General features: G+C 62.2%; 12 protein-coding genes. All 12 read right to left on the bottom strand.

Going from position 1 to position 22,823, the window contains the following annotated elements:
* Positions 1 to 55: 55 nt before the first annotated feature.
* A complete protein-coding gene (locus GD627_RS06180; RefSeq protein WP_152271815.1) occupies positions 56 to 3,844 on the bottom strand; it encodes a CDP-glycerol glycerophosphotransferase family protein in 3,789 nt (1,262 codons plus the stop codon).
* Between the two features lie 75 nt (positions 3,845 to 3,919).
* Positions 3,920 to 4,636: a phosphocholine cytidylyltransferase family protein gene (locus tag GD627_RS06175; protein WP_152271814.1), complete on the bottom strand. Its 717-nt coding sequence runs from the start codon at positions 4,634 to 4,636 to the stop codon at positions 3,920 to 3,922.
* A gap of 225 nt (positions 4,637 to 4,861) precedes the next feature.
* On the bottom strand, positions 4,862 to 7,825 hold the full coding sequence (locus tag GD627_RS06170) for a CDP-glycerol glycerophosphotransferase family protein (protein WP_152271813.1): 2,964 nt from the start codon (positions 7,823 to 7,825) through the stop codon (positions 4,862 to 4,864).
* Positions 7,822 to 10,575 (bottom strand): bifunctional glycosyltransferase/CDP-glycerol:glycerophosphate glycerophosphotransferase, encoded by a 2,754-nt coding sequence (locus GD627_RS06165; RefSeq protein WP_152271812.1) that lies wholly within the window; start codon positions 10,573 to 10,575, stop codon positions 7,822 to 7,824. The genes GD627_RS06170 and GD627_RS06165 overlap by 4 nt, the downstream gene beginning before the upstream one ends.
* A gap of 285 nt (positions 10,576 to 10,860) precedes the next feature.
* A complete protein-coding gene (locus tag GD627_RS06160) occupies positions 10,861 to 11,634 on the bottom strand; it encodes a CatB-related O-acetyltransferase (protein ID WP_194265984.1) in 774 nt (257 codons plus the stop codon).
* A 132-nt stretch (positions 11,635 to 11,766) separates the two neighbouring features.
* On the bottom strand, positions 11,767 to 14,952 hold the full coding sequence (locus GD627_RS06155) for a bifunctional glycosyltransferase/CDP-glycerol:glycerophosphate glycerophosphotransferase (RefSeq protein ID WP_152271810.1): 3,186 nt from the start codon (positions 14,950 to 14,952) through the stop codon (positions 11,767 to 11,769).
* Between the two features lies 1 nt (position 14,953).
* Complete coding sequence (gene wecC / locus GD627_RS06150; protein ID WP_152271809.1) at positions 14,954 to 16,240, bottom strand: UDP-N-acetyl-D-mannosamine dehydrogenase; 1,287 nt, start codon at positions 16,238 to 16,240, stop codon at positions 14,954 to 14,956.
* Positions 16,221 to 18,122: a glycosyltransferase family protein gene (locus GD627_RS06145; protein ID WP_152271808.1), complete on the bottom strand. Its 1,902-nt coding sequence runs from the start codon at positions 18,120 to 18,122 to the stop codon at positions 16,221 to 16,223. The genes wecC and GD627_RS06145 overlap by 20 nt, the downstream gene beginning before the upstream one ends.
* Positions 18,123 to 18,833 carry an ABC transporter ATP-binding protein gene (locus GD627_RS06140; RefSeq protein ID WP_425481892.1) on the bottom strand — a complete coding sequence of 237 codons (711 nt, stop codon included), beginning with the start codon at positions 18,831 to 18,833 and terminating at the stop codon, positions 18,123 to 18,125.
* Positions 18,834 to 18,990: 157 nt separating this feature from the next.
* Positions 18,991 to 19,872, bottom strand: a complete 882-nt coding sequence (locus GD627_RS06135) for an ABC transporter permease (protein ID WP_152271807.1) — start codon at positions 19,870 to 19,872, stop codon at positions 18,991 to 18,993.
* Positions 19,872 to 21,626 carry a glycosyltransferase family 4 protein gene (locus tag GD627_RS06130; RefSeq protein ID WP_152271806.1) on the bottom strand — a complete coding sequence of 585 codons (1,755 nt, stop codon included), beginning with the start codon at positions 21,624 to 21,626 and terminating at the stop codon, positions 19,872 to 19,874. Before GD627_RS06130 ends, GD627_RS06135 begins: the two co-directional genes overlap by 1 nt.
* A complete protein-coding gene (locus GD627_RS06125; RefSeq protein WP_152271805.1) occupies positions 21,623 to 22,822 on the bottom strand; it encodes a glycosyltransferase family 4 protein in 1,200 nt (399 codons plus the stop codon). The genes GD627_RS06130 and GD627_RS06125 overlap by 4 nt, the downstream gene beginning before the upstream one ends.
* Position 22,823 lies beyond the last annotated feature (1 nt).

The raw sequence follows: 22,823 nt of genomic DNA, 5'->3' as shown, positions 1-22,823 counted from the left end.
GGTGACGCTATAGGTGGCCTTACGGAACCTACAGCGTCACCGGAGCTCATGGATTTTAGCGTTCCAATTCCCCCAGAGCCAGCCTGGTGAACTTTCCAATCCCTTCCTTCAGGTATGTCTCGTAGTCAAACGCACGGTACACGGGATTGTTTTCGATAAATTGAATCATTCCCCGAGCTAGGCCATCACGGGTGTTCTCAACGAGGAGTCCGTAATCGCCTTTCAAGATGCTTTTGGGACCGACGACATCGGTGGAAATTACAGGCTTGCCGAGAATAAGTGCTTCCAGAACTGCAATTCCCTGACCTTCATACTCTGATGCAAAGACGAAGAAGTCGCCCCTGTCAACGATAGGATACGGATTCGTGCGCATTCCGGCCATCAATACATTGTCCGATATAGCAAGCCGCTCGATCGCGTCTACGATCCTGGTCTTCATGGGACCATCGCCCACTATGATCAGCCTAGCTTCTGGACATTTGCGGACAACAACAGCAAATGCCTCCAGAAGTTTCAGGTGTCCCTTCTCCGGCGACAGTCTCCCCACGGATACAAAAGTTTTGTAGTCCGGGTGCATCCACCGTTCAATGTCCTCATCCAAAGGATCTGCGGCAGCGTGAATAACCTCGGTTGGGTTAAGAAGATTGTTAACATACTTGAATGTCTTCGTGTGAAGATCAAAACGCCGAACCAGATCGCGTTCATTCACCTCGGAAGCGCTCTCGCTAACCGAGAGAAGTTGGTCATACCGGTCATAAATCCGGAATACGCCTTCAAGGTAGGGGAAACGCTGTTTCCATTCTTGGCCCATCACACTGTGCAGGTATATAGAAGATACTTTTGGCGCAATATAAGGTGCCCCTAAAAGGGATGCCCAGAATCTGGCATATCCCTCGAAGCAGATTATGGCATCAAACTCTGCATGGCCAAATATTCGCACAAATTCCCGGCGATGGGCACGGTGGTATATATCCCATAACTCTTCGCTATCAAGATCGTGCTGTGTATTGAACTTGTCTATAACCCACCGCTCCTCTGGAGTCACAAGATGGGTCCCCACTCTTCCGATGGCTCGGATATGGGCCGGATTGGCATTGAATTTGGCTTGCCGACCTGGTTCGGACGCGACAGCGACGGGATCAACCACGGTATGGAAGTTCCATTTATCATCCGGCAACTGACTTACTAAGTTCAGATATGAAGCCGTCACGCCGTTTGGAATGAATGATCCCGCATAGAAGAGCGCATTTGCCCGGCCGTCACCACTCGCCGCAAGCTTAAACTCGGTGCTCCCGAAGAAGAAGAACTCGACTGCACGTCGTGCGGACTGGCCCTGCTCCAGTCGAACCAGTTCCTGTACGAATGGAGCACTAACGCTGCGGGCAGAGACGCCAAGTACTGCAGAGCGAATCGCGGAAAGCGCGCTATCCACGTCCTCGCACAGGAAACCGCCCATGTCGTTCAAGTCGAAGTACAGGCCCCGTTCCGATTGATACTGCTCGAGGTCATAGGCATAGTAAACGATAGGTTTGTGGGTAGCCATGAAGTCGAACATAATGCTCGAGTAATCCGTCACAAGGACGTCAACGATCGCCAAAAGGTCGTTGGTATCAATATCCCCGGGAACGCTGTAGAGGTCGGTATAGGATCCCGAAATTGAGCCATCGTTAACCGAATGTCCTCGATACAGAAAATGCCATTCATCACTGCTAAAGGAATCTAGATCCTCGGCCAACCGCGTCTCGTCCAAGTTCTTACTGGCGAGAGTTCCGCGCCAAGTCGGGGCATAGAGGACAACCTTTTTGTCAAAAGGAATACCTAGGCGTTCACGGAGACCCTCATTGGCGACTATATCGGGTACCGCAAGTACATCATTCCGCGGATACCCGGTTAGCGCTAACTCGCCGGCATAGAGGTTCGCAACATCGTATTTATCCATTTGGCAGTCGGCAGTGAACTTGTTTGGGAATACCATGTGCGTTGCCTGGAGAAAATTCCGCGCAGCGTTTTTGTGGTCCATTACGCCGCTCTTGATATCACGCCCGAGTGTCTTAATCGGAGTCCCATGCCAGGTGTTCAGGTAGTACTGCCCAACACGGCGAACGAAGTACGGAGGGAATGTGTTGTTGTTGATAAGATATTTTGCTGATGCGATATAGCGGAGATATAAATCAGATTCTCTCGATATGAATATGACGTCCGGCCGATCGCGCATTTCCGCGGGTATACGGCGCTTTTCGTTCAAAACCCAAACATGGGTGAATCCCTCGAAGCGAGGGTCCGCAATCAGTTGTCTGTAAATCGCCAGCGGGTTACACGAGACGGATACACCGTGGCTGCTCTCGTATAGAACAACACGGTCTTCAATCCGAACGGTTTCGGCGTACTCCAAATATGTCATGGATTTTTTGGAACTTGCCGACTTTAAGTATGGCGCTACATCCACACCGAAGGGTCGCTTGAATATCCTGACATTTGAATAGACTTCCGCACCTTCGCGCCATTTATGTTGCCCATCCAAGACCCGTCCGAGGCGGTAATGGACTTCTGAAGAGTGTTCTTCCAGCCTAGCAAGCGCTGCTCTGTATGCGTCTTCAGCCACTGTCAACTTCCCTAGGGCTTCGGCTTTACGCCCGAGAATATAGCAGAGGCTCCCCGATTGGCTGGATAGGGCTTCCAGCAATGTCTGATGCAGCAGGTTCTCGTCATAATCGTTCCGAGCATTACCTGCGTCGCTCATTTGGTCCAGGTCAGAGGCCTTAGGAGGTGTGTACGACTCCCGATAGGCATCGCAAGCGCCCTCGTAATCTCCCATAGCCGCTCGCACCTCGCCTAGGCGGTAAGACCAGTAGGGATTCTTGCCATTCGATCTACTCGCAGCCTCGGCGTAACTGGCGGCGGCCTGGTGCATCTCGCCGAGGCGCTCGAAGGACAAACCGCGGCGGTAGTGCCACTGTGGAACTGCGGGATTCAGCACCACTGCCCGGGCTAGATACCGTTCGGATTCTTTCCAAGCGTAAATTTTTTGCAGGGCCATTCCCGCCCGAAAGTTGAGTTCCGGATTCTCGGGTTGGACCCTCAATTCACTAACATATGCCTCCGCTGCAAGCCGCCATTGGCCTCTGCTCTGATAGAAACCGCCAACACCAAAGCTTTTTGCGTCATGCCGGGTATCGAGCTCCGAGGCACGAGCGAAGCATTTATCAGCTATCACGGTACGCCCGCACTTCTGCCACGCCCATCCCCGCATGAAGTGGGACTCGGCGTCCAAAGGGTCGAGCTCTACTACCTCTGTGTACAGCTCTGCAGCCCCTTCATACCGCAGCATGCGGAAACGTGCCGCGGCCAGACTCTTCAACCAGTTCTTATCCGATTGGTGGACGTCATAGCCGGCTTCCAACAGGTCCAATCGTTCCCAATCGGGCCCGTTACTACCCATCACGTCATTGAGTTCCGATGTACGCACAGCACGTTGCTGGTTGTCAATGTGCGCAGCACACTTCAGCTTGCGATCTTGCCACTTGGTCTGTGTAGGGTCGATTTCGAGCGCTGCGTCGTAATGAAGAATCGCACTGGCATAACTTTTTTGTCGCTCTAGGACGAATCCCAACCGATAGTGCCAGTTGGCGTTCCCCGGTTCCAAGGAGACGGCGCGCTCCAGGTACTGGGCAGCTTCCTCTAACCGATCGCGCCGAAACAAGGCATGCCCGAGGCGAAATACGACCCTAGGGTTCTCATCTTCTCCATGGCGGATGAGTGAGGAGTATATCTGGATGGCAGAGTCCCACTTACCCTTTTTCTCATCACTTCGTGCTTTCGCGTAGGCGGCCTGCCATCCGAGCATGGTACTCCTAGTAAATATAGATAAATCGATTGCAGTCTGTATTCCGCGTATTTAGGTGAACACAACTTTTGGCACTTAGCGTACGGCTATGGAAGCATTCGTCAACTCTTCGTTGGCGCGTACTAAATCGGCGGCAAAATCGACCTCAACGGCGTAATACTGACCAATATCTGCAGGTAAATATTTGGAGCCGTCAGCCTCAATCGTCTTCTCCATGGCCCGTTCGAAGTAGTCCTGATCGTCAACCTCAAAGAGGCGCTCGATGAGCTTCCTCTTGTCGTGCGAGGAAACAAAGTTGATCCCGACGGCTTCACCAAGAGCTGCAGGTACGGTTTTCGAAAGCTGAGCTACGTATCCATCGCCATCGACGGTGTACTTCACTTCCTCATCGGAGACGGACGAAGTATCAACAGAGACGAAGGAACGATCCGCTTCAATATGGGAACGAAGAAAGTCCAATATGGCTGGATCGAAGACCACGTCCCCGTTCATCCAAAGCACGCCGCCGTCAGCAGAATTCCGCAGGGCTTTCAGCAGACTCTTCGACGTGTTGGTCTGGTCAAAGGCTTCGTTGTAAACGAAGGAAGCATCAGGGACATGTTCCAAAATCTGCTCGAGCTTATAGCCCACAACGATTGTTAGCCGGAGTTCTTCCCCGAAGGCAGCCCGGAGGTTCTCCACCTGCTGCGTCATGATGGTCCGTCCATCGTCCAACTGAGTCAGGGATTTGGGATGCGGCCGGGCAAGCCTGGTTCCCATTCCGGCGGCGAGAATAACGGCTTGCACGGTCATTTGATGTCCTGTCAGTCGGAGATACGTCTTGAGGGAAATACCCTACAAGTACTTGCAGCTCCCCTGCTGCACGCCGCCAATTATCAATCCAGCGGTCCCCCGGCTACAGGATACGCGGAATATGAACAAAGGGTGAATCACAGGCATCAGTTTCGTAAGGGCACCGCAGCACACATCTCTCGGGCCATGGCCTGGTCAAGTGTCAAACACCGTCGATCCTTCCGCTTAGCCCCATACCGCATCAACAACGCGGGCAGCCGCAGCGCCGTCATCCGCCGGCGCATATCGGTGGACAAAATCCCGGTATCGGCCTGCATACGAGGTCCGGGCAGCCGCATTGTCCAGAATTGCGGTCACCAGATCCTCCGTGGTCACAACCAAGGGGCCGGGCGCCTGGCTCTCGAAATCAAAGTAGAAACCCCGTTCGGAGTCGCGGTACTGGGTAAGGTCCGGAGTCAGGAAATACATCGGTTTACCTGTGACGCAAAAATCGAACATGGCCGAGGAGTAGTCAGTGACCAGCAGGTCGGCTGCAAGATAGAGGTCATTGATCTCCGGATATGCGGTGACGTCCACATAATGGTTCTGCCCGGTAGTTTTCCGCCGGGCAGCAAACTTGTGGTGCCCCCGGTAGAGCAACACATAATCCTCTCCCAGCCCTGCCGTGGCGGTCTCGAAATCCAGATAGGGATTCGCTGACCCTCCGTTGTCCCGCCAGGTGGGAACGTAGAGCAGCACCTGGCGGCCGTCCGCGATTCCCAGCCTCTGCCGTGCCTCTGCCCTCCGGGTGAATGCTGTCGCCGCTGCCAAGGCATCGTTGCGCGGATACCCAAAAACCGCAGGCTCGCCCCAATAGCTGAAGGCAGCGGCCAAAGTCTCGGCAGCGAATTCATTCTGTGTGAGCAGTATGTCCCAGCTGGCCGCTTCCCGTGCAATGAGTGCCCGGTAAGAGGCGGTTGTGCCGGCAATGGGGGTGTCAGCACCGACGCGTTTCAACGGTGTTCCGTGCCAGGTCTGCAGGTAGAACTGCCCCGGGCGTTTGCGGAAGTAGTGCGGAAAGTTGTTGTTGTTGACCAGATACCCAGCGGTTGCGAGCAGCCGAAACCATGCCGCGCTTTCCCTCAATACGGGGATGCAGCCCGCGGGGACCGGTACAGAGAAGTCCGCAACAGTCCAGAAGCGCTGCAGTTCCGGGGCCCGGTCTCCGAGGCAGTCACTGATGCCCCGTCCGCTGTCGGAACAGGATTTGCCGTCGAAGGTCTCAAACAGAACAACGCCGGAGTCCACGGGCTCAGCGGTTTGGGAGTAGGCCGCAACGGCCCTGCTCCGGGCCAGGACGGTTTGTTCGGCCGTTGTTCGAGGGACACCCACACGCAGCACCAGGTCCTGCTCGTTGCCCTCCCCCACCATTTCGAGACTCAACAGCTCGTGCTGGAAGTGCAGCGGCAGGTCCGTGAGCAAGTGCCCAAGTGCGGGTACCCGTGCCGTCGCGGCGCCGCCTGTATAGCGGAGCACCCGGTAATGCCCTTGCTCTAACGCGGAGACACCGTATCCCCATTTGTCCTGCAGAAGGGGAAACACCGTTTGGAAGCGGCCGGACTCATCCAGCCAGCACGTGGAAGACGGCAGGACCTCATTGCGGGCGGTCCTCAGCATCAGTTCAGGCAGCACCGGAGCCGGGGAGCCGGGGAGCCGGTCCACCCACCCTTCCAGGATGAGGGCGGCGCCGTCCGTCCGGGCCTGGCTCAGCGTCACGCGCTCCGTGCGCAGCGACAACTGGAGGTACCCGTACCCGGTGCACTCCGCACGCAGGGCTGCCGACGGATCGGAGACGTCTGCCAGCCCCGTTCCCGACCCGGCCCATCCCACCGGCTCCGTCCTCCCGTTGGGCAGCAGTGCCTGAAGTGTCCAGCGTTTCTCCTTGCCTCCGGCGGGAACGGCTGCCGTCAGGGGGGACGCATCGACGGTAAACCGCGTTCCGGAAGTTTCCCGCCGGAACTCCAGCCGGGATTCGCCGGGTGCCTCCAGGTACAGCGCCAAGGGCAGGACGTCGTCCGGGTCGGCGAAACCCACCGTCACCGTAGACCCCTCAACTTCACAGATGGACGCAGCGCACGAATACCGGACGGTTTTGAGCCGAAGCCCTTGGGCCGCATCCATCAATCCGATCACCCGGGTGCGGGTACTCACCGGCGGCCCCACCGGAAAGCGTCGCGGCACCCGATCGATGTCGCGGATCCGGACCACATCGGAGGCGGAGAATCCGCCACCCGTCCGCAGGGTCACCTGCAGCGACCATTCCCCTGCTCCACCCGGCTGTCCCAGGCCGGCAAGAGTACGTGTATCCACCGAAACGCTGAACCCCGCCGCGGCGTAGGAACGCCAGCGGTCCGCGGCAGCGGTGTCGATGCCCGGGTCCTGCTCCCTGCGAACGGCGAGCGCTGTGACAGCTCCCGCCCCTTGCTGCCGGAGTTCCAGGTCCAGGTCACACTCTTCTGGATCAAGGCCCGGAAGAAAGGCCCATCCCCCGATAATCAGGATTCCGTCTCCTGCCCATTCGAACCGGGTCAACCGCGCAGTGACCGGCAGGTCAACCGGGGCCAGGCTCAGCAGCCCGGGTTCAACGGGTCCTGGCAGCAACGGAAGATACCCCGGCTCTGCTGCCAGCTGGCCGGCCGCCGTTGCGTCGGTTGTCGGTGCCGTTGGATAACTCCTGCCGTGATCCTGCAGATCCGCGAGAACCACCAGGAGATCACTGCGCCGTCCCTCGGCCGTCAACGCGAGCATCACCCGTTCGTGAACGCCGACTGCCGCCAGGACCTCCTGCCCGTCCGTCCCCTGGACCACTGTGGAAACGAACTTCTGCAGGAGCGCAAAATGCTCATCGCCGCTGTGCTGCAGGGCTTCGACATGGGGCATCAGCTCGATTAGGCGCTGTGCGTACCACTGCCTCGCCGCCGTTTCGGGAGCATCGGAGTCGACGACAGCGGCATGAGACCGCAGTTCCTCCAACCACCTGCCCAGCGCTGCGGGATCCCGAACCGGGGCGGGCACCGCCTCCGGAGCGGGCCATACTGCAGGTGCCGGCTCCCCCAGGTCCACCACCGGTGCCGGCCCTGCCGCTGCTGTCGCCTCAGCCCGCTGCAGCAGCCCTTTCATTCCGCGCTTAAGCCAACGCGTGCTCTTCATGTGGTCTGACCGTCCGCGCCTTGCAGTTCCTCCAGGGACACCTGCTCGTTCCAGGGGCGTCCCAGATTCTCAACAGCCGCGGTAATCCGCGCACACGATTGGGAATCCCAGAACGGAAAGGTGTTCCGCACCCGGTCCTCGTAGCGTTGTTCGCGCACCATGCCTCGGGCAATCACGCGTTCGAGTTCCTGCAATGCCCCGCTGACATCCTCTGTCACCGGCCCGAAACCCTGCTGGGCGTAGTCAAAGTAACCCTTGCGGTACACATGCTTGCCGCGGAAGATCTCATCGCCGTCGAACTGCATGTAAATGAGGTTGCTGCCGGCATAGGCGGCGTCAAAGGCAATTGAGGAATGGTCCGTGATCATGGTGTGCGCCCTGACCAGTTCGTCCTGGACACTCACATCCCTGTACCTGACAGCCTGCACGTAATCCGGGAGATCCAGATACGGCACCACGAATTCGAACTCCGGATGGGGCATAAAGAGAACGTTGAGGCCCTGGCTGAGGCAGAGTTCCTTCAACTCCGGGGACCGCAGCAACGCCATCCAGGTCGACCCGAACTCGGTCGATTCAAAGGCCTCGGCGGCTTCCGCGGGGCTTGGACAGACCTCGATGACCTTCTTCACATACTGGCGCCACGTGGGGGCGATCAGGACATTGCAGCGCTCCGCTACAGGATTCCGAAGCGAAGCCGAGTGGAGTGCATCGAAGCGGGGCAGGCCGGTGAGCTTGGCCTGCTGGTTCGAGAGCCGGTAAACGCTGTTGTCCCCGGCAATGGATTCGTGTTCCCCCCGGGTGCTGGTCACCATCACGGCGACATTCTTGCCGTTGATCCAACGGGACATATCGTCCTTGATGACACCGTGCTGAAGATAAACGAATTTCGCCGTACCATCACCGAAGCGTTTACGGCTCACTGGGTATTCGACATTCCAGTTGGCGTGCGAGGACAGTTTGTAGGCGGAGTTCAGGAAGAGAAGTACCGATTCGTCCGAACCGTACGGGACCAGGCGGAACCCTTCGGCTTCCAGCCGAGCCCAGTCCGGACACTCCTTGCTGATGACGAAGAAGGCATTGATCTCCGGGCGGTGCTTCATCAGGTACCGGTAGAGGTGCTCGGCATTATCATCGGCCCGGTCAATCCGGTCCATGAGCAGCCAGGCATCCTTATACCGCGACCGGATTTCTTCAGTCTGTGCCGCGCGGATCAACGCCTGGTCTGCCGCAGTTGACCGCCTGGCTTTGACACTGTTGATCCGACGCCGGAGGACCCGGGTTGCCGCCTCAGCAGCCGTCCGGGAACGCGATTGCCCTGTCAGAACCCGCCGCACCGTGAGGCCGGCACGTGCCTTGGACAGTCGCCCGGTTACCCTGCCGGCTCGGACCGGCAACGTCCGACGGCGCGCCGCCCGGCTGGCCTCCAGCTGAAGGTACGGTGCAGGTTCGGGTGTGCGCCCGGCCTGCAACGGAACACCCCGGTCCGTGGTGATGAGCGCAGGCTTTCCGTCGAGCCGAATCCGGGTTTCTTCTCCCGCGGGCAGCACGAGGATCCGTTCGCGGATAAGCACCCGCCCCAGCACCCGGTGTTCCATGACCTTTGCGGAGACGGGCGCCAGGGGAACACCGTCCACCGCAAACTCCTCCACCGGAACGGGGCCCTGAAAGAGGTAGTGGTAAGTGGTTACCCGCTGTTCCGGCTCGGTGATTCCCTCCAGGACCGGCAGTTCAGCATCCCGCAGACCTTTGTAGTACGAGCGCAGGATGTTGTGGAACAGCCATCCCTGGCTCACCACGCTGAAGGTATCGATAACCTCCTGGTCGATCAGCGCGACGATCTTCTCCAGCAGACGGTGCATGTTCGCCTGCTGATCCGGTGTGGCAGAGCCGGTGTCACTGTGCATCCGTTTGTCATCTATGTAGAACCACACCAGGTCGTAAAGCACCATGTACTGTGCCCAATGCGGAACCCGGCCTCTGCTGCGGCGGGTTGCTTCCAGCATTCCCAGCCAGCCGTGTTCCGGCAGGTCGCTGTAGGCCCGCGGATCACCCCAGGTGCCCTGCACCAGTGACGCACCGCTGCTGCGCTGGCGGCGGTAGTAGTAGCTGGCAGACGCTACCAGCCCAAGGACAGGGCGTTCGACCGCCGCGAGGTACCGGCCGATCAGGTTGGCGTCTTCAAACTTCGGCCGGATCCGTTCATCAAAGCGAAGGTTGTGCGCCTCAATGACCTCTCGGCGAAGGAAGGTCGTGGGCCCATGCATGTGGATGTTTTCCGGGTTGAGGTCCAGGTCCACCAGCTGATCCCCGAGACGGAATTTCCGGTTGAGCAGGTGCCCCTGTGACGTCTTCAGGGACACGTCATTGAACTGGACCAACCGTCCGGCAAGCATCTGCGCCGACTGCTGCGTGTCACGGGTGATAAAGTCCGCGATCCGTTCAAAATACCGGGGGTGGAAGGCATCATCCGGGTCGCAGAAAGTCACCCAGGCATTGGTCACCAGATCCAGGCCGGCGTTACGCGCGGATCCGGGTCCGCCGTTGGTTTTCCTGACCAAACGAACATTCGCCCGTCCCTGAGCCCACTGCGCCACGAGGGCAGGCGACTCGTCGGTAGAGCCGTCGTCAATCACCACAATGTCCAGATCCTGCACCGGATACGTCTGCGCTTCCAGGGACTTCAGAAACGTCGGCACGTACTCAGCTACGTTGTACAGAGCGACGACGAGGGAAAATTGGCCCTTAGCCACAATGGGTCTCCAGTTAGTAGGACGGTGGACCGCAGCGGGATCAGCGTGACACCGCTACAATCGTGCGCTGAACGATGGAATCATGCCTGCTCCGGAATGGTCGTACTCGCAAGAGCCCGTATCCAGGAAACCCACCTCATCGCAGTTTGTCATGTGAGGCCAAGGCGTGCCGCCAATAGACAGCGCTAATCTGTCGGACCGCACCCCGGCCGTACGTCAACCGGCGTATCGCTGCCGCAAGCAACGAGTTCGGCCCCTCCGAAACACGCCGCAACGGTATCCGATTCACGGCCGTAAACTTTCGAAGTCTTCATAAGTAAGAACGCCGGGCGGAACATAGGGAATGATTTGATCCGAAGCAATGCCATCAGCCAATTTCACGCAAAAGTTCTCAGGATCTATTAAATCGAGACCCGACAATGACTCTGGAGAATACCGCCACCATTGGAGTTCTTCAAGTTTGGCGATTATCGAATGTGAGAAACGGTCTTTTATCTTCCGCGCAGGAACGCCCCCGACAACAGCAAACGGCGCCACATCTTTTGTGACTACGGAGTTGGCGGCTACCACGGCACCATCGCCGATAGTTACACCGTGGGCCAACGTTACATTTTCCCCAATCCACACATCATTACCAATAGTAATTGGATCAATCTTCTCGTCAAACGGTTCAAAGGTCGAGGTGACACCGTTATCAGCTTGATACGTTTTCATCACAAGACCATTCTTGTAAAACGAGGGGCTCGTGGAAACCCTTTCCAAAGGGTGCCTGTTTCCCATAACCCGTACACCAAGTGCGATGGACGTGTAACGTCCGATGCTTACCGATGCGTGCATGCGACTGAGAATATACGAGAAGGACCCCATGGTGACCATCTGCACGGCACTGCCCGCATAATAGGTCGAGTAAGGCTCCATAATTACGCCCGATGGAATGTCGATCATCACATCATCCTTATACGTTCTCCCACTCTCCTCGAACGTCGTCACTCCGGGGCCGCCGAGAAATATTCGGTGTTCCACCAGCATGGGCCTGATATGTTTCATCGCAATCCTCATAGACATATCTTACCCAGAAACCAACTAACAAAAGTGCATACATGAATTGCTTGAAGATCGAAAAGTGCGATGGGACTGGGGATGCCGTTGGTGTCCGCCGCCCCATGGAATCTGGGACACGCTTTGCTCTGACTAATTGCGGTGGCGGTGACAGATTGAAGACACCGACTCGGCAGGTGTTTCTCCTGGTGCATTGTTTGAATGGACGGGGGCAGCTGCCCGGAGCGCGCCGGCGGTCACTTCAGCCGACGTTCCCGGATAGGCAGCTACAAACTGCTCGGAAGATACCGCCGGCTGAGCGCCGGCCGCCGGTTGAGCGCGCTTCACCGCAGCTGCGAGGTCCGCCGTCGTCGTCACCCATGCAGCAATGTGCGGAACACTGTCCGGCTCCAGATACAGTCCCCGGGTTCTCCGGTAGTCCGCCAGGTCCGGAGCCAGCAGATAGATGGGCCTGCCCAGCACCCCGTAGTCGAAGACTGCCGACGAATAGTCGGTCACCAGCGCGTCGGACGCAAGGTACAAGTCGTTGACCTCCGGGTAGTCGGTGACGTCAATCGCCGCGGAGTGCTCGTCGATCCGGCGCTGGCCGGCCACGTTGTGGTGCCCGCGGATCAGGAATACGTAGTCCGGGCCCAGCCGGCGGCTGGCCTCGGCCACGTCCAGGAACCCCACCCAATCGGACCGCCCGGCGCCGTCCCGCGCACGGTCCCGCCAGGTGGGCGCGTACAGCAGCACTTTCTGATGCGGTGCCACCCCGAGCAGGGTCCGCACACGGTTCCGGGTCTCCCCCGCATCCGGGTGCTGCAGCGCGTCATTGCGCGGATATCCGGCCGTCAGCACCTCGCCCGTGTACCCCAGCGCTTTCGGAAGCACGCCCGCCGCAAAGTCGTTCTGTGCCAGCAACAGGTCCCACCACTGGGCTTCGCGGGCCATCAGGTCCCGGTAGGAGAGCGCAAGCAGATGCTGGGGTATGTCTACGCCGATCTTCTTCAGCGGGGTCCCGTGCCAGGTCTGCAGATAGAACTGGCCCGGGGTCTTACGGAAGTACCAGGGAAAGTTGTTGTTGTTCACCAGGATCCGCGTCGAGGCAAGCCGCGCGTACCACTCGGCCGATCCCTGCAGCAGCGGCACGGCATAATCCGGCACCGGCACGGACCGGTCTGCCACGGACCAGTACAGCGGTTCCCCGAAGCCGGTGGAAGCCAGATAGTCGGAGACGGCCCGGGGGCTGTCGGTGCAGCCAGTCCCGCCGAAGCTCTCAAAGAAGATGCCCGGCGTCAGGGCTGGTGCGGTCCCGGAGCCGAATGCTTCCCGCCGGAGCCGGTACTGGTGGAACGTACCGGTTTCGGTATCGGCCAGCGGTGCACCGATACTGACGGCCATGGCGCCGGCGTCCGTGCGCAGGCCGCGGACGCGCGCGGACGGCAGCAGGCCGGAGACAAACCGGCCGGCGGCATCGGCGGTCACCGCCACCGCCGGGTCTCCGGGGCCTGCCTCTCCCCCGTCGGCACGCCAGCGCAGGGTGTAGGAGCCCGACGGCGGCGCGGGCAGGGCGTTGCCCCACCGGGTGGTTGCCAGCGGCAACCGGAGCCGCAGCATCCCGCCGGGCTGAGGGGTGACGTCGGCAGGAAGCCGGAACCGTGCGGTTGCGAGTGCAAAGGAAGCACCGGCCGGGGCACCTGCCACATCGATCTGCAGGGCGCCGCCGTCGTCGGGCCGGGCGGCAAACCCGGTGACCACCGGCGTGCCGGGCGACGCCGACGGACCGGCGCCTTCGCGGGCAGCGCCCGGAACCCGCAGCGCCTGCTCCACCACGTGGCCGGCGATCTCGGCCCGCAGGGTCAACTCCTCCGGCAGCGGCAGCGGCAGCTCCACGGCAAAGGCCGAGTCCGCGTAGCTGCAGTTCCGGTCCCCTGACAGCAGATCAATCTCCGGATCGGAAGACCGGCGCACCGCTGCGGGGCCGGCGGGTGTCTGAACGGTCAGCGTCATAGTGCTGGTACGCAGATCCGCATTGCGGATATGGGCATGGCCGCGCACGGTGGCGGTGCCCTGGCCCGGCAGCTGATCCGTTTCGGATAACGTCAGCACCGGTTTCTTCAGTACGGCAACCAGCTCGAGGTCGCCGGGATGAACCTCCAGCAGGTCCCGCGGCACAGCCGTCTCCAGAGCGGAAAGCAGCGGCGGCTCCGCGAAGATCCGTCCGCCGTCGAAGGCCAGCGGGCTGGCGGTGCCGTTGTTGATCCGGTCCACCACGGCACGCCGGATATCCTCGCGGTGGCCGCCCGCGGCCAGGTACAGCAGCACCCGGGACTGCGGATCGATCCGGGACAGGTGCGCCTCCCCGGCCGGGTAGAGCTCCCGCATCCCGTCGCGCAGCAGGTCCCAGAACGCGTCCGACGCATCGGGCACCTGTTCGATATACGGGATCAGGTCAGCCCCCAGCAGCCGCCGGTACCAGTGTTCGCGCACCGGGTCCGATCCTTCGGCGGAAAACAGTGCGGTGACGTCCCGGGCCACGCTCAGCCTGTCCTGTAGGTCTTCGAGCAGGTGCTTTGCCTGCGTGAGGGAGGAGCCGTCCTCCCGAATCCGCCACCAGTAGACCACCGGGCTCAGGATGTCGAAAGCGGAAGCGCGCAGGTAGGCGCGGGCGGTGGTTTCCTGGTCCTCGTACCGGATGCCTTCAGGGATGGAGCCGACGCAGCGGTTCCAGAAGTCCCGGACAAACACCTTGTTCCACAGGAACACATCATCGATCGCCCCGGGGCACTCAGCCAGGCGGATTCCCGTGCGCGGCTCGGAATGGATCCGCTCGGCCAAGCGGACGGGTGTGCGTTTGCTCCCGCGGATCCGGCCGTAGGACCCCACGCAGAACTCCGACCCGCTGCGGGCCAGGGACGCCACCATGGCGGCATAGGCGTCGGAGGGTACGACGTCGTCCGCGTCAGCGAAGGTGAGGAACCGGCCCGTGGCCGCTCGGATTCCCTCGTTGCGTGCCCGCCCGTTGCCGCCGTGCGGAAGCTTCAGCAGCCGGATCCGGCGGTCATGCCGGGCGTAACCGGCGGCAAGGGCCGCCGTCCCGTCCGTGGATCCGTCATCCACCAGGAGAATTTCCAGGTCCCGGTAGCTCTGCGTCACGAGGCTGTTCAGGCAACGCTCCAGGTACGGAGCAACGTTGTACATGGGCACCACAACGCTCAGCAGCCCGGCCCCCGCTGCACCGGCCCCCGGCGCGGCAAGGCGGCGGAGCCGTGCCCGCAGCGCCGGGTGCAGGGCACCGGCCAGGCCGTTCCGGGCACGGGCGGAAGCTTTCGGCATATCAGCTCCGCCAGAATCCCCGGGTGTCCACAATCTTCTTGCCGCTCAGCTGCGCGGGGGTAATCTCCCGGAACGCATCGTGATCCACCAAGAGGACAACGACGTCGGCAGCCTCCAACGCGGCATCGGTGCCGGTCAGGGACACGTTCCCCAGGCCCGCCAGTGCGTCCGGCAGGTTTGGCTCGTGGAACGGAGTGCCCACCATGATCCGGGCACCCGGGTTGCGGTCCGCGAGCCGCCGCACAATCTCCACAGCGGGTGACTCACGCACGTCATCCACGTTGGCTTTGAACGCCAGGCCCAGGGCAGTGATGGTGGGTGCTGTCTGTCCAGCGATCGCGGACTCCACGGCGGCCACCACGTGGTCCGGCTTGGCGTCATTGACTTCACGTGCGGTGCGGATGAGCTTGGAGTTTTCCGGGTCGGCGGACACGATGAACCAGGGATCCACCGCAATGCAGTGTCCCCCAACCCCGGGCCCCGGCTGCAGGATGTTCACGCGCGGGTGGTGGTTGGCCAGGTCGATCAGGTTCCACACGTCGATGCCGAGGTTGCCGCTGATCACGGACAGTTCGTTGGCGAAGGCAATATTGACGTCCCGGTACGCGTTTTCCACCAGTTTGGCCATTTCGGCGGTGGCAGCGTCGGTCAGGTGGATGCCGCCCTGGCAGAAGGTGCTGTAGAGGGCGGCGGCCGCCGTCGCGGCTTCGGGAGTCAGTCCGCCGATGATGCGGTCATTGGTGACCAGCTCGATCATGATGCGGCCGGGCAGTACCCGCTCGGGACAGTGGGCGAAGAGCACTGCTGCCTTGCCGCCGTTGGCCTCCGCCGCCAGGTCGGGGCGCAGGGACAGGATGACGTCCGCCAGCCGCTGGGTGGTTCCGGGGGGCGAGGTGGATTCCAGGATCACCAGGTTGCCCGGCTGGATCCGGGGGGCGATGTTCCGTGCTGCCTGCTCCACATAGACCAGGTCGGCGCTCTTGTCGGCTTTGAAGGGGGTGGGGACGGCCACAATGTACGCGTCGGCGCGAGGGGTGGCCGACTGGGCAACCAAGTGCCCCTGGCTAACGGCGCCGGCCACCTGGACTCCCAGATCCGGTTCCACAAACGGCACGCGGCCTTCGTTCACGGCCTCCACGGTGTACGGATTAACGTCGACGCCGATCACGTGCAGCCCTTTACCCGCGAGGATGGCGGCGGTCGGCAGGCCGATGTAGCCCAGGCCGATGACGGCGACGGTCGAGATTCCCGTGGTGGTTCCTCCGGGACTATATGTCTGTGTGTTCATTTGGTTCCCCATAGAATCGAAGGTCGCCCGACGCCAGCAAAGTGGCATCATCGACCTTCCACGTATGTCCGTCTGCTTCACGGACCTGGTAATAGTTGAAGCGGTCCGCCGAGTAGATCCGTTTTCCGGCGGCGGCGGCCTGCTTCAGGAAGCCCGTGTCCTCGCCCAGCCCCAGTGACGGGAAAGGCAGGTCCAGGGCAAGGGTGCGGCGGGTGACGATGGTCGGTCCCATCACGAAGTCCGTGTACCGGTGTTCGCGGTGGCCGAAGCGCAGGAGGACGGCGTTGGAACTGCGCAGATGCATGTAGTGGGCCTGTTTGCCCACCACATCGGCCCCGGAATACTCCAGGGCGTACAGCTGGTCGCTGAGGTAGCGCGGACCGTAATGGTCGTCGTCGTCCATCTTGGCAACCACCTCGCCGGACGCCGCCCGGACGCAGCGGTTCAGGCACTCCCCCAGGGACACCTCGGCGCCGGCCGTCAGCAGCCGGACCTTCCGCAGACCGGAGGCAGCCTGGAGCTCCTGCAGCCGTTCCGGCGCGAGGACAAAACCGTGTGTCAGCAGGACCAGCTCCACGTCCACGTCCTGCTGGGCGGCGAGGGTCCGGAAGACGTTCTCCAGCTGGTGCGGGCGGATGGTCGGCACCAGGGCTGACACCGTGGGACGGGTCACGGGACGGGACTTCAGCGGCACCGCGGCGGCCACAATGGTTTCCGCCCGGTGGGTATAGGTATGGGCGGACCAGATTCTGCGCTGGGCCCGGTGAACGGTGCGGTCATTGAATTCGGCATTGCGGACCAGGCCGCCGGTTAGTGCCGCCGCTTCTTCCCGGGTGGAGGCAACGGGAACCTCATCCGGTGTGAAGAACTGCTCCACCGCGTCGCTGGGCGTGCTGATCACGGGGGTGCCGGCCGCGCTGATCTCGAAGATCCTCCGGGCACACATGCTGGGGGAATCCACCACCGAGTTGACGTTCAGGAATACTTTGTAGGCCTTATAGGCAGAGAGCATCTGCGGATAGGACAGCGAGCCGACCACCCTGGAGTCCAGCGGTGCCGGGAACTGGTAGTTGGGGTCCCCGCCGAGCTTGCGGGAGAAGATTTCCAGGCCAAGGGGCAGCTTCGCGTCCATCGCCCCGCCCAGGAGCATGTCCATCTGCTGACGCCGCTCCGGGTATTTGTGCGCGAAATACATCCCGGCGAAACCAACGTCCCGGGAATGGCGGCCGTGCTTGGGCCGTGCCGGGTTGTGAATGGCCGGCTGGGCAGCAAACGGGAGGACGCCGATATTGTCATGGCCCAGGTCCCGCCGGTAGTGCTCCACCCGGCGGACATCGGAGGTGAACACATGATCAAACAGCGCCGCGGCAGGGAGGAAATCCTCGTAGTGCGGCGGATCCTCCTTATTCCAGAAGACGGTGGGGATGCCCTGGCTGCGGCTGTAGGCCAATAGGTCCACGAGGGCGGCGGCGGGGCCGGCGGGGCCGGCCAGTTTTCCGCGCCAGAGCCGGCTGTTGCCGGCCCAGGAGGACTCCACGAAAACCAGGTCCACGGCCTGGTCGGTGAGCTGCTGCTGCCAGCTCTCCGGATCCAGCGCCACGGTGTGCCACTCGAAGGCGAAGGCTGCGGCGGAAAACTCGTCGAGAATGACACCGACTTTCAGGTCGCTGCGCCGCGGCGGACGGCCTGGAACGGCGGCCGCGGGAATGGACAGGCGCCGTTTCGCACCGCGGCCTATCCAGCCGGCTTCCACGCCGCGGGCGTTTGCGGGGTCGGCGAACCCCCGTTCGGCCGCCCGCCGCACTTTCCATTCGCGCAACTCCGCCGGCCCGCCCGCACGCAGGTGCCAGAGACCGGTACGAAGATCCTGCAGGGACGCCATTTACTGGACCCTTACGCTGCGGCGTCCGGTGGACCGTTCCCGGATACGCGTGACCGTGAGGGCGAGCATGGCCTCTTCACGGATTTTCTCCGCGCTGATGTTGTTTCCCTTGGACAGGTGGCGGGTGAAGTCCTTGTAGGCCGTCACCACTTCCCGGGGGTCTCCGTCCATCAGGAGATCCCCCTTATCCATCCACACCACCCGTGAACACATATCCAGGATAGTTTCGAGGCTGTGGCTGACGAGGAAAACACAGCCGGCGTTCTCCCGCAGTTCGTCCATCCGCCTCCGGCTGCGGTCCGCAAACTGGGCGTCGCCCGTGTTGAGTGCTTCATCAATAAGCAGGATCTCCGGGTCGATGCTGGCCGCGATGGCAAAACGGAGGCGGGAGGACATTCCGGAGGAATACGAGCGCATGGGCAGGTGGATGGCTTTTTCCAGGCCGGAGAGTTCCACAATGGACTCATACCGCTCGGCAATCTCGTCATAGGTCAGCCCCATCGCCAGGCAACCCAGCACCACGTTGTGGTCCCCCGGAAGTTCGGGGACAAGGGCGGCGTTGACTCCGAGCATGATGGGCGTGCTGGAGGCGTAGACAGCCCCGGTGTCCGGTGTGACCTGGCCGTTGATCAATTTCATCAGGGTGCTTTTGCCGGAACCGTTGCGTCCGACAATGCCGACGGACTCGCCCCGGACCGCCACCAGCGACATCGGGTTCAGGGCGTGGACCGTCACCAGGTTGGGTTTGCCCATGATGCGGCGCAGCAAGCCGCCGGCACCGCTGCCCGGGACGGCTTCGCTTGACGCCACCCGGTAACTCATACTCACTTTGTCGATGACGACGCAGGGATCCTCTGCGAGGCAGTGTTCAGGCGCGTCCATAGGTTTCCTCCGCCCGCCAGAAGTACACGGCGCCCACGGCGAGCGCACCCAACGCCCAGCAGCTCAGGACGGCCCAGGACTGCCAGGAGGGAACAGTTGCGTAGAGCAGGCAGTCCCGCACAATGTCCAGGACCTGGAACAGGGGGTTCAGTTCGAGGATCTTCAGCATGACCGGCTGGTCGATGAAACGGTCATAGCTGTAGAACACGGCACTGGCGTACATCCAGGCCCGCAGGGTGAAACTCAGCAGGTGGACTACGTCATTGACCTTGGAAATCACCCGGGCCAGGATCAGTCCCACCCCCAGGTTGAAGATCCACTGCAGGGCCAGCGCGGGGATGACCAGCAGCCAGCACCAGGTGATCTCCTCGGTGGGCGGCACGAGGAGGACCAGCAGCATCATCACAATCAGCACGGGAATGTTGGCCAGGAGCTCGCGCAGGTTCACCGAAATGGGCAGGGTGGCCCGCGGGAAACTGAAGGCCTGGATCACGGCACGGTTCTGCTGGATGGACCGGGCGCCGTTGGTGATGGCCCGGGAGCTGAACTGGAAGAGGAAAACGCCGATGACCAGGTAGCCGATGAAATTGTCGATCCCGTTGCCGGTTTTCAACAGCAGGCCGAAGATCAGGAAATAGGTCAATCCGTTCAGGATCGGGTTCAGGACCAGCCAGGCGCTGCCCAGTCGGTCCCTGCGGTTCCCGCTCTGCACCCGTGACCGAGCGTCATAGGCGATGAAATGCCGGTAGTTCCACACCTGGACGAGGTAGTCGACAAAGCCCGGACGTGCGCCCACGCGCTGCAGTCCCCTGATGTCCACGGAAAGGGGCTGGACCGCGGCAGACGTGTCCTCCCTGGTCCGGGCCATTAGGCTGCTCCTGATGACGCGAGGCTTCGGTACCACCGGACGGTCTGTTCAGCCGCGGATCCCCAGGTGCGGGTGGCGAGCACATGGGTGCGGCCGTTGGACCCGAGCCGGGCCCGCCGGCCGGCGTCGGACATCAGTGAAGTAATTGCCTCGGCGAGATGCTCCGGGTCCGAAGGCCGGACCAAAAGCCCGTTCCCGCCGTGCCGGACCAGTTCCCCCAGGGCAGGGAGGTCGCTCGCTATTACGGGCCGGGCGGAAGCCATGGCCTCCACCGGTTTCAGCGGGGTTACCGCTCGTGTCACGTCTAAATCCTTCCGAGGCACAACAAAAACGTCGATTGCCTGATGGTACAAATGGGCCTGCGCACGGGGAACGCGGCCGGTGAAGATTACCCGGTCCGCCACTCCCAGCTCTGCAGCCAGCGCTTTCAACCGGGGCGCCGCTGCCCCGTCCCCCACAATCAGGCACTTGAGGTGCCGCTGCCGGCCAGCGACCAGACCGAAGGCTGTGATGAGGTCATCCAGCCCCTCATAGTCAACCAGACTGCTGACCGTTCCGATCATTTCAGTGTCCGGGTCCAGTCCAAGCGCGCGGCGGGCCTGTGCTGCCGCCACCGGCGTGTCGAGGTATCCCTCCCCTACGGCGTTCGGGAGCAGGCGGATCCGGTCCCGCGGTACCCCGCTGCCGGCAATCTGTTCGGCCATCACGGTTCCGAGGGTGGGCACCAGGGCCGCCCGCTTCATGACGTCGGCTTCCCGTTCCCGGAAGAGCAGGTACCTCTCACTCTGCCGGGCCTCCGCGGGGCGGGTCGAGGCCCATGTATCCGCCAGCTGCCCGCGGACCTCATAGATCCATGGAATACCAAGGGCTTCGGCGACGGCGGCGGTCACCAGCCCGTTGACGAAGTGCGTGGTGGTATGCAGAACCGCCGGCCGCACCTCCAGGGCCAGGGCCAGTGTCCGTTCCGCCTGCAGCTGCAGCCGTCCCTGCATGCCGAAAGGAAGCCGTGCCGGCAGGATCCGGTGGTAAGTCACGCCGTCAATCCGGTCCCGGTCCCCGGCGAGGAGCCGCCCCACCTGGACGGGATATCCGGGGCGGGTGACGGCATGGACGTTCCAGCCCAGCTCGTGCTGCGCCTTCAGGATGGAATGGCTCCGCTGCGCGTAGCCGCTGCCGGTGTGGGGCAGGGAATTGGTGAGCACGTGCAGCACCGTTGCGGGATCCGCGGTGTAGGCCTGGACGGGATCGAGCCGGGGCCGCCAGCCCTGGAACACGGCCAGCTCGGATGCCAGCCGCCGCTGCTGCCGCCGCTCGGCACCGCGCGTGTTGGAGAGGGCATCGACGGCGCCGCTCATGTCCCCGGCGTGCCACCGGCTGCGGGCCACGGTGCCCGGCAACCCTTTGGTTCCGGGGCGTACCTGCGCAAGCAGTTGCCGGGCTTCCTGGGGAAAACCTGCCGCAACGGCAACGTCCGCCAGGCGGAGTGCCTGCCGGCTGCCGGGAGTCCCGCCCGGCGCAGCAGCTGCGGCCAGGGCGCCGGACAGGGCCGGGGCATCGCCGCGGACGAATGCTGCCAGCGGGCCCAGGAAGCTTTGCCCGGCGATTCGCCCGGCACCGGCCGCCAGCGGATGCACCACCCGCGCAGGCAGCCGCCGGGACACCTGAAGCGTCAGGACCACGGGGTCATCACCCAGGTGTTCCAGGACGGTGCCGGCGGCAAGGGCAGCACTGCGGACGTATCTCAGGGCGCTCACGCGGCCGGTCCCGCCGCCACGCTCCGCAGGAGGTCCGCGTATGCCGCGGAGAGTGCGTCGAGGTTGGCGTTGTCCTGCACCCAGTCCCTGCCGTTGGTACCGGTCAGCAGCCGCGAGCGGTCCGCGTGCAGCTCCTTCCACAGCTGGGCAATGGCTCCGGCCGAGGAATCAACGACGTCGCCGGCATTCGCTTCTTCAATAATGGTGCGGGCTTCGCCGCGGACAATGCCAGTGACATGCCGGCCTACCGCCAATACCTCATACGTTTTGGACGGAATGGTGGTTTCAAAGGATTTCCAGTCATCCCGCAGGGAAATGACACAGGTATCCGCTTCCCGGTAGTGCTCCATGACTTCGCGGCGGCGTGCCGGGCCGTGGAAGGTGACCGGCGCGTCCAGTTCCTTGGCCAGTGCCATGAGTTCCCGCCGCTGCACGCCGTGCCCCACCATGGTCAGCCGTACGTAGTCACGGGCCAGGGCGGCAGCCCGCACCACCAGGTCCAGCCGCTGGCTTTCGCCGTGGTTGCCCAGATACAGCACGTTCAGCCGGTCCCGGTCTTCGGGCGGCGGAGGCAGCAGCTCCCGCACGGAAATATCCACGCCGTTCACCACCGTGGCCACGTTTTTCAACCCGCGGTCGCGCAGAGTGGCGGCGAAGCCGTACGTGACCGTCACCACCAGGTCCGCCCGTTCCTGGAACGTCACCACGGCGCGTTCCGTCACGCTCTTGGCGCTCCCCCTGACTATCCGGGCGTCGCGGGCGATATCGGGCCAGGCATCGCGCATATCCACCACAAACGGAACGCGCCGCAGCCGCGACACCAGGTACCCGGCCCCCAGGATGGGAAGGCTCGGAACCGTGACGATCACGGCGTCGGGGCGGCGCGTCATCACTCCCGCCGCCACGGAGGCTGCTGCGCTGAAGCAGTGGTCAAGCAGCCGCCCGAGCCGGGTGGTGCGGTGCCAGAGATAAGGGACCCGGAGGATGCGTTCGCCGAACCGGCCGGTGTCCCGGCGGAAGGGGCGCCCGGCTTCGCGTTTCGGCAGGGTGCGCCGCCCGTGCGGGGCGTGGGCCACGGGGGTGATGACATCAATGTCCCAGCCAAGGCTGCGGAAATACCGGTTGAACTGTGTCCAGCGGCGCTGGGGAGGGCTGTGCTCCGGCGAATAGGAATGCGTCAGCAACTGAAGCCGCATC

Source organism: Arthrobacter yangruifuii, assembly GCF_009192775.1.
Lineage (GTDB): Bacteria > Actinomycetota > Actinomycetes > Actinomycetales > Micrococcaceae > Arthrobacter_B > Arthrobacter_B yangruifuii.
Note: the sequence above shows the minus strand (reverse complement) of the source record. Positions and strands in the feature narration are given on the sequence as shown.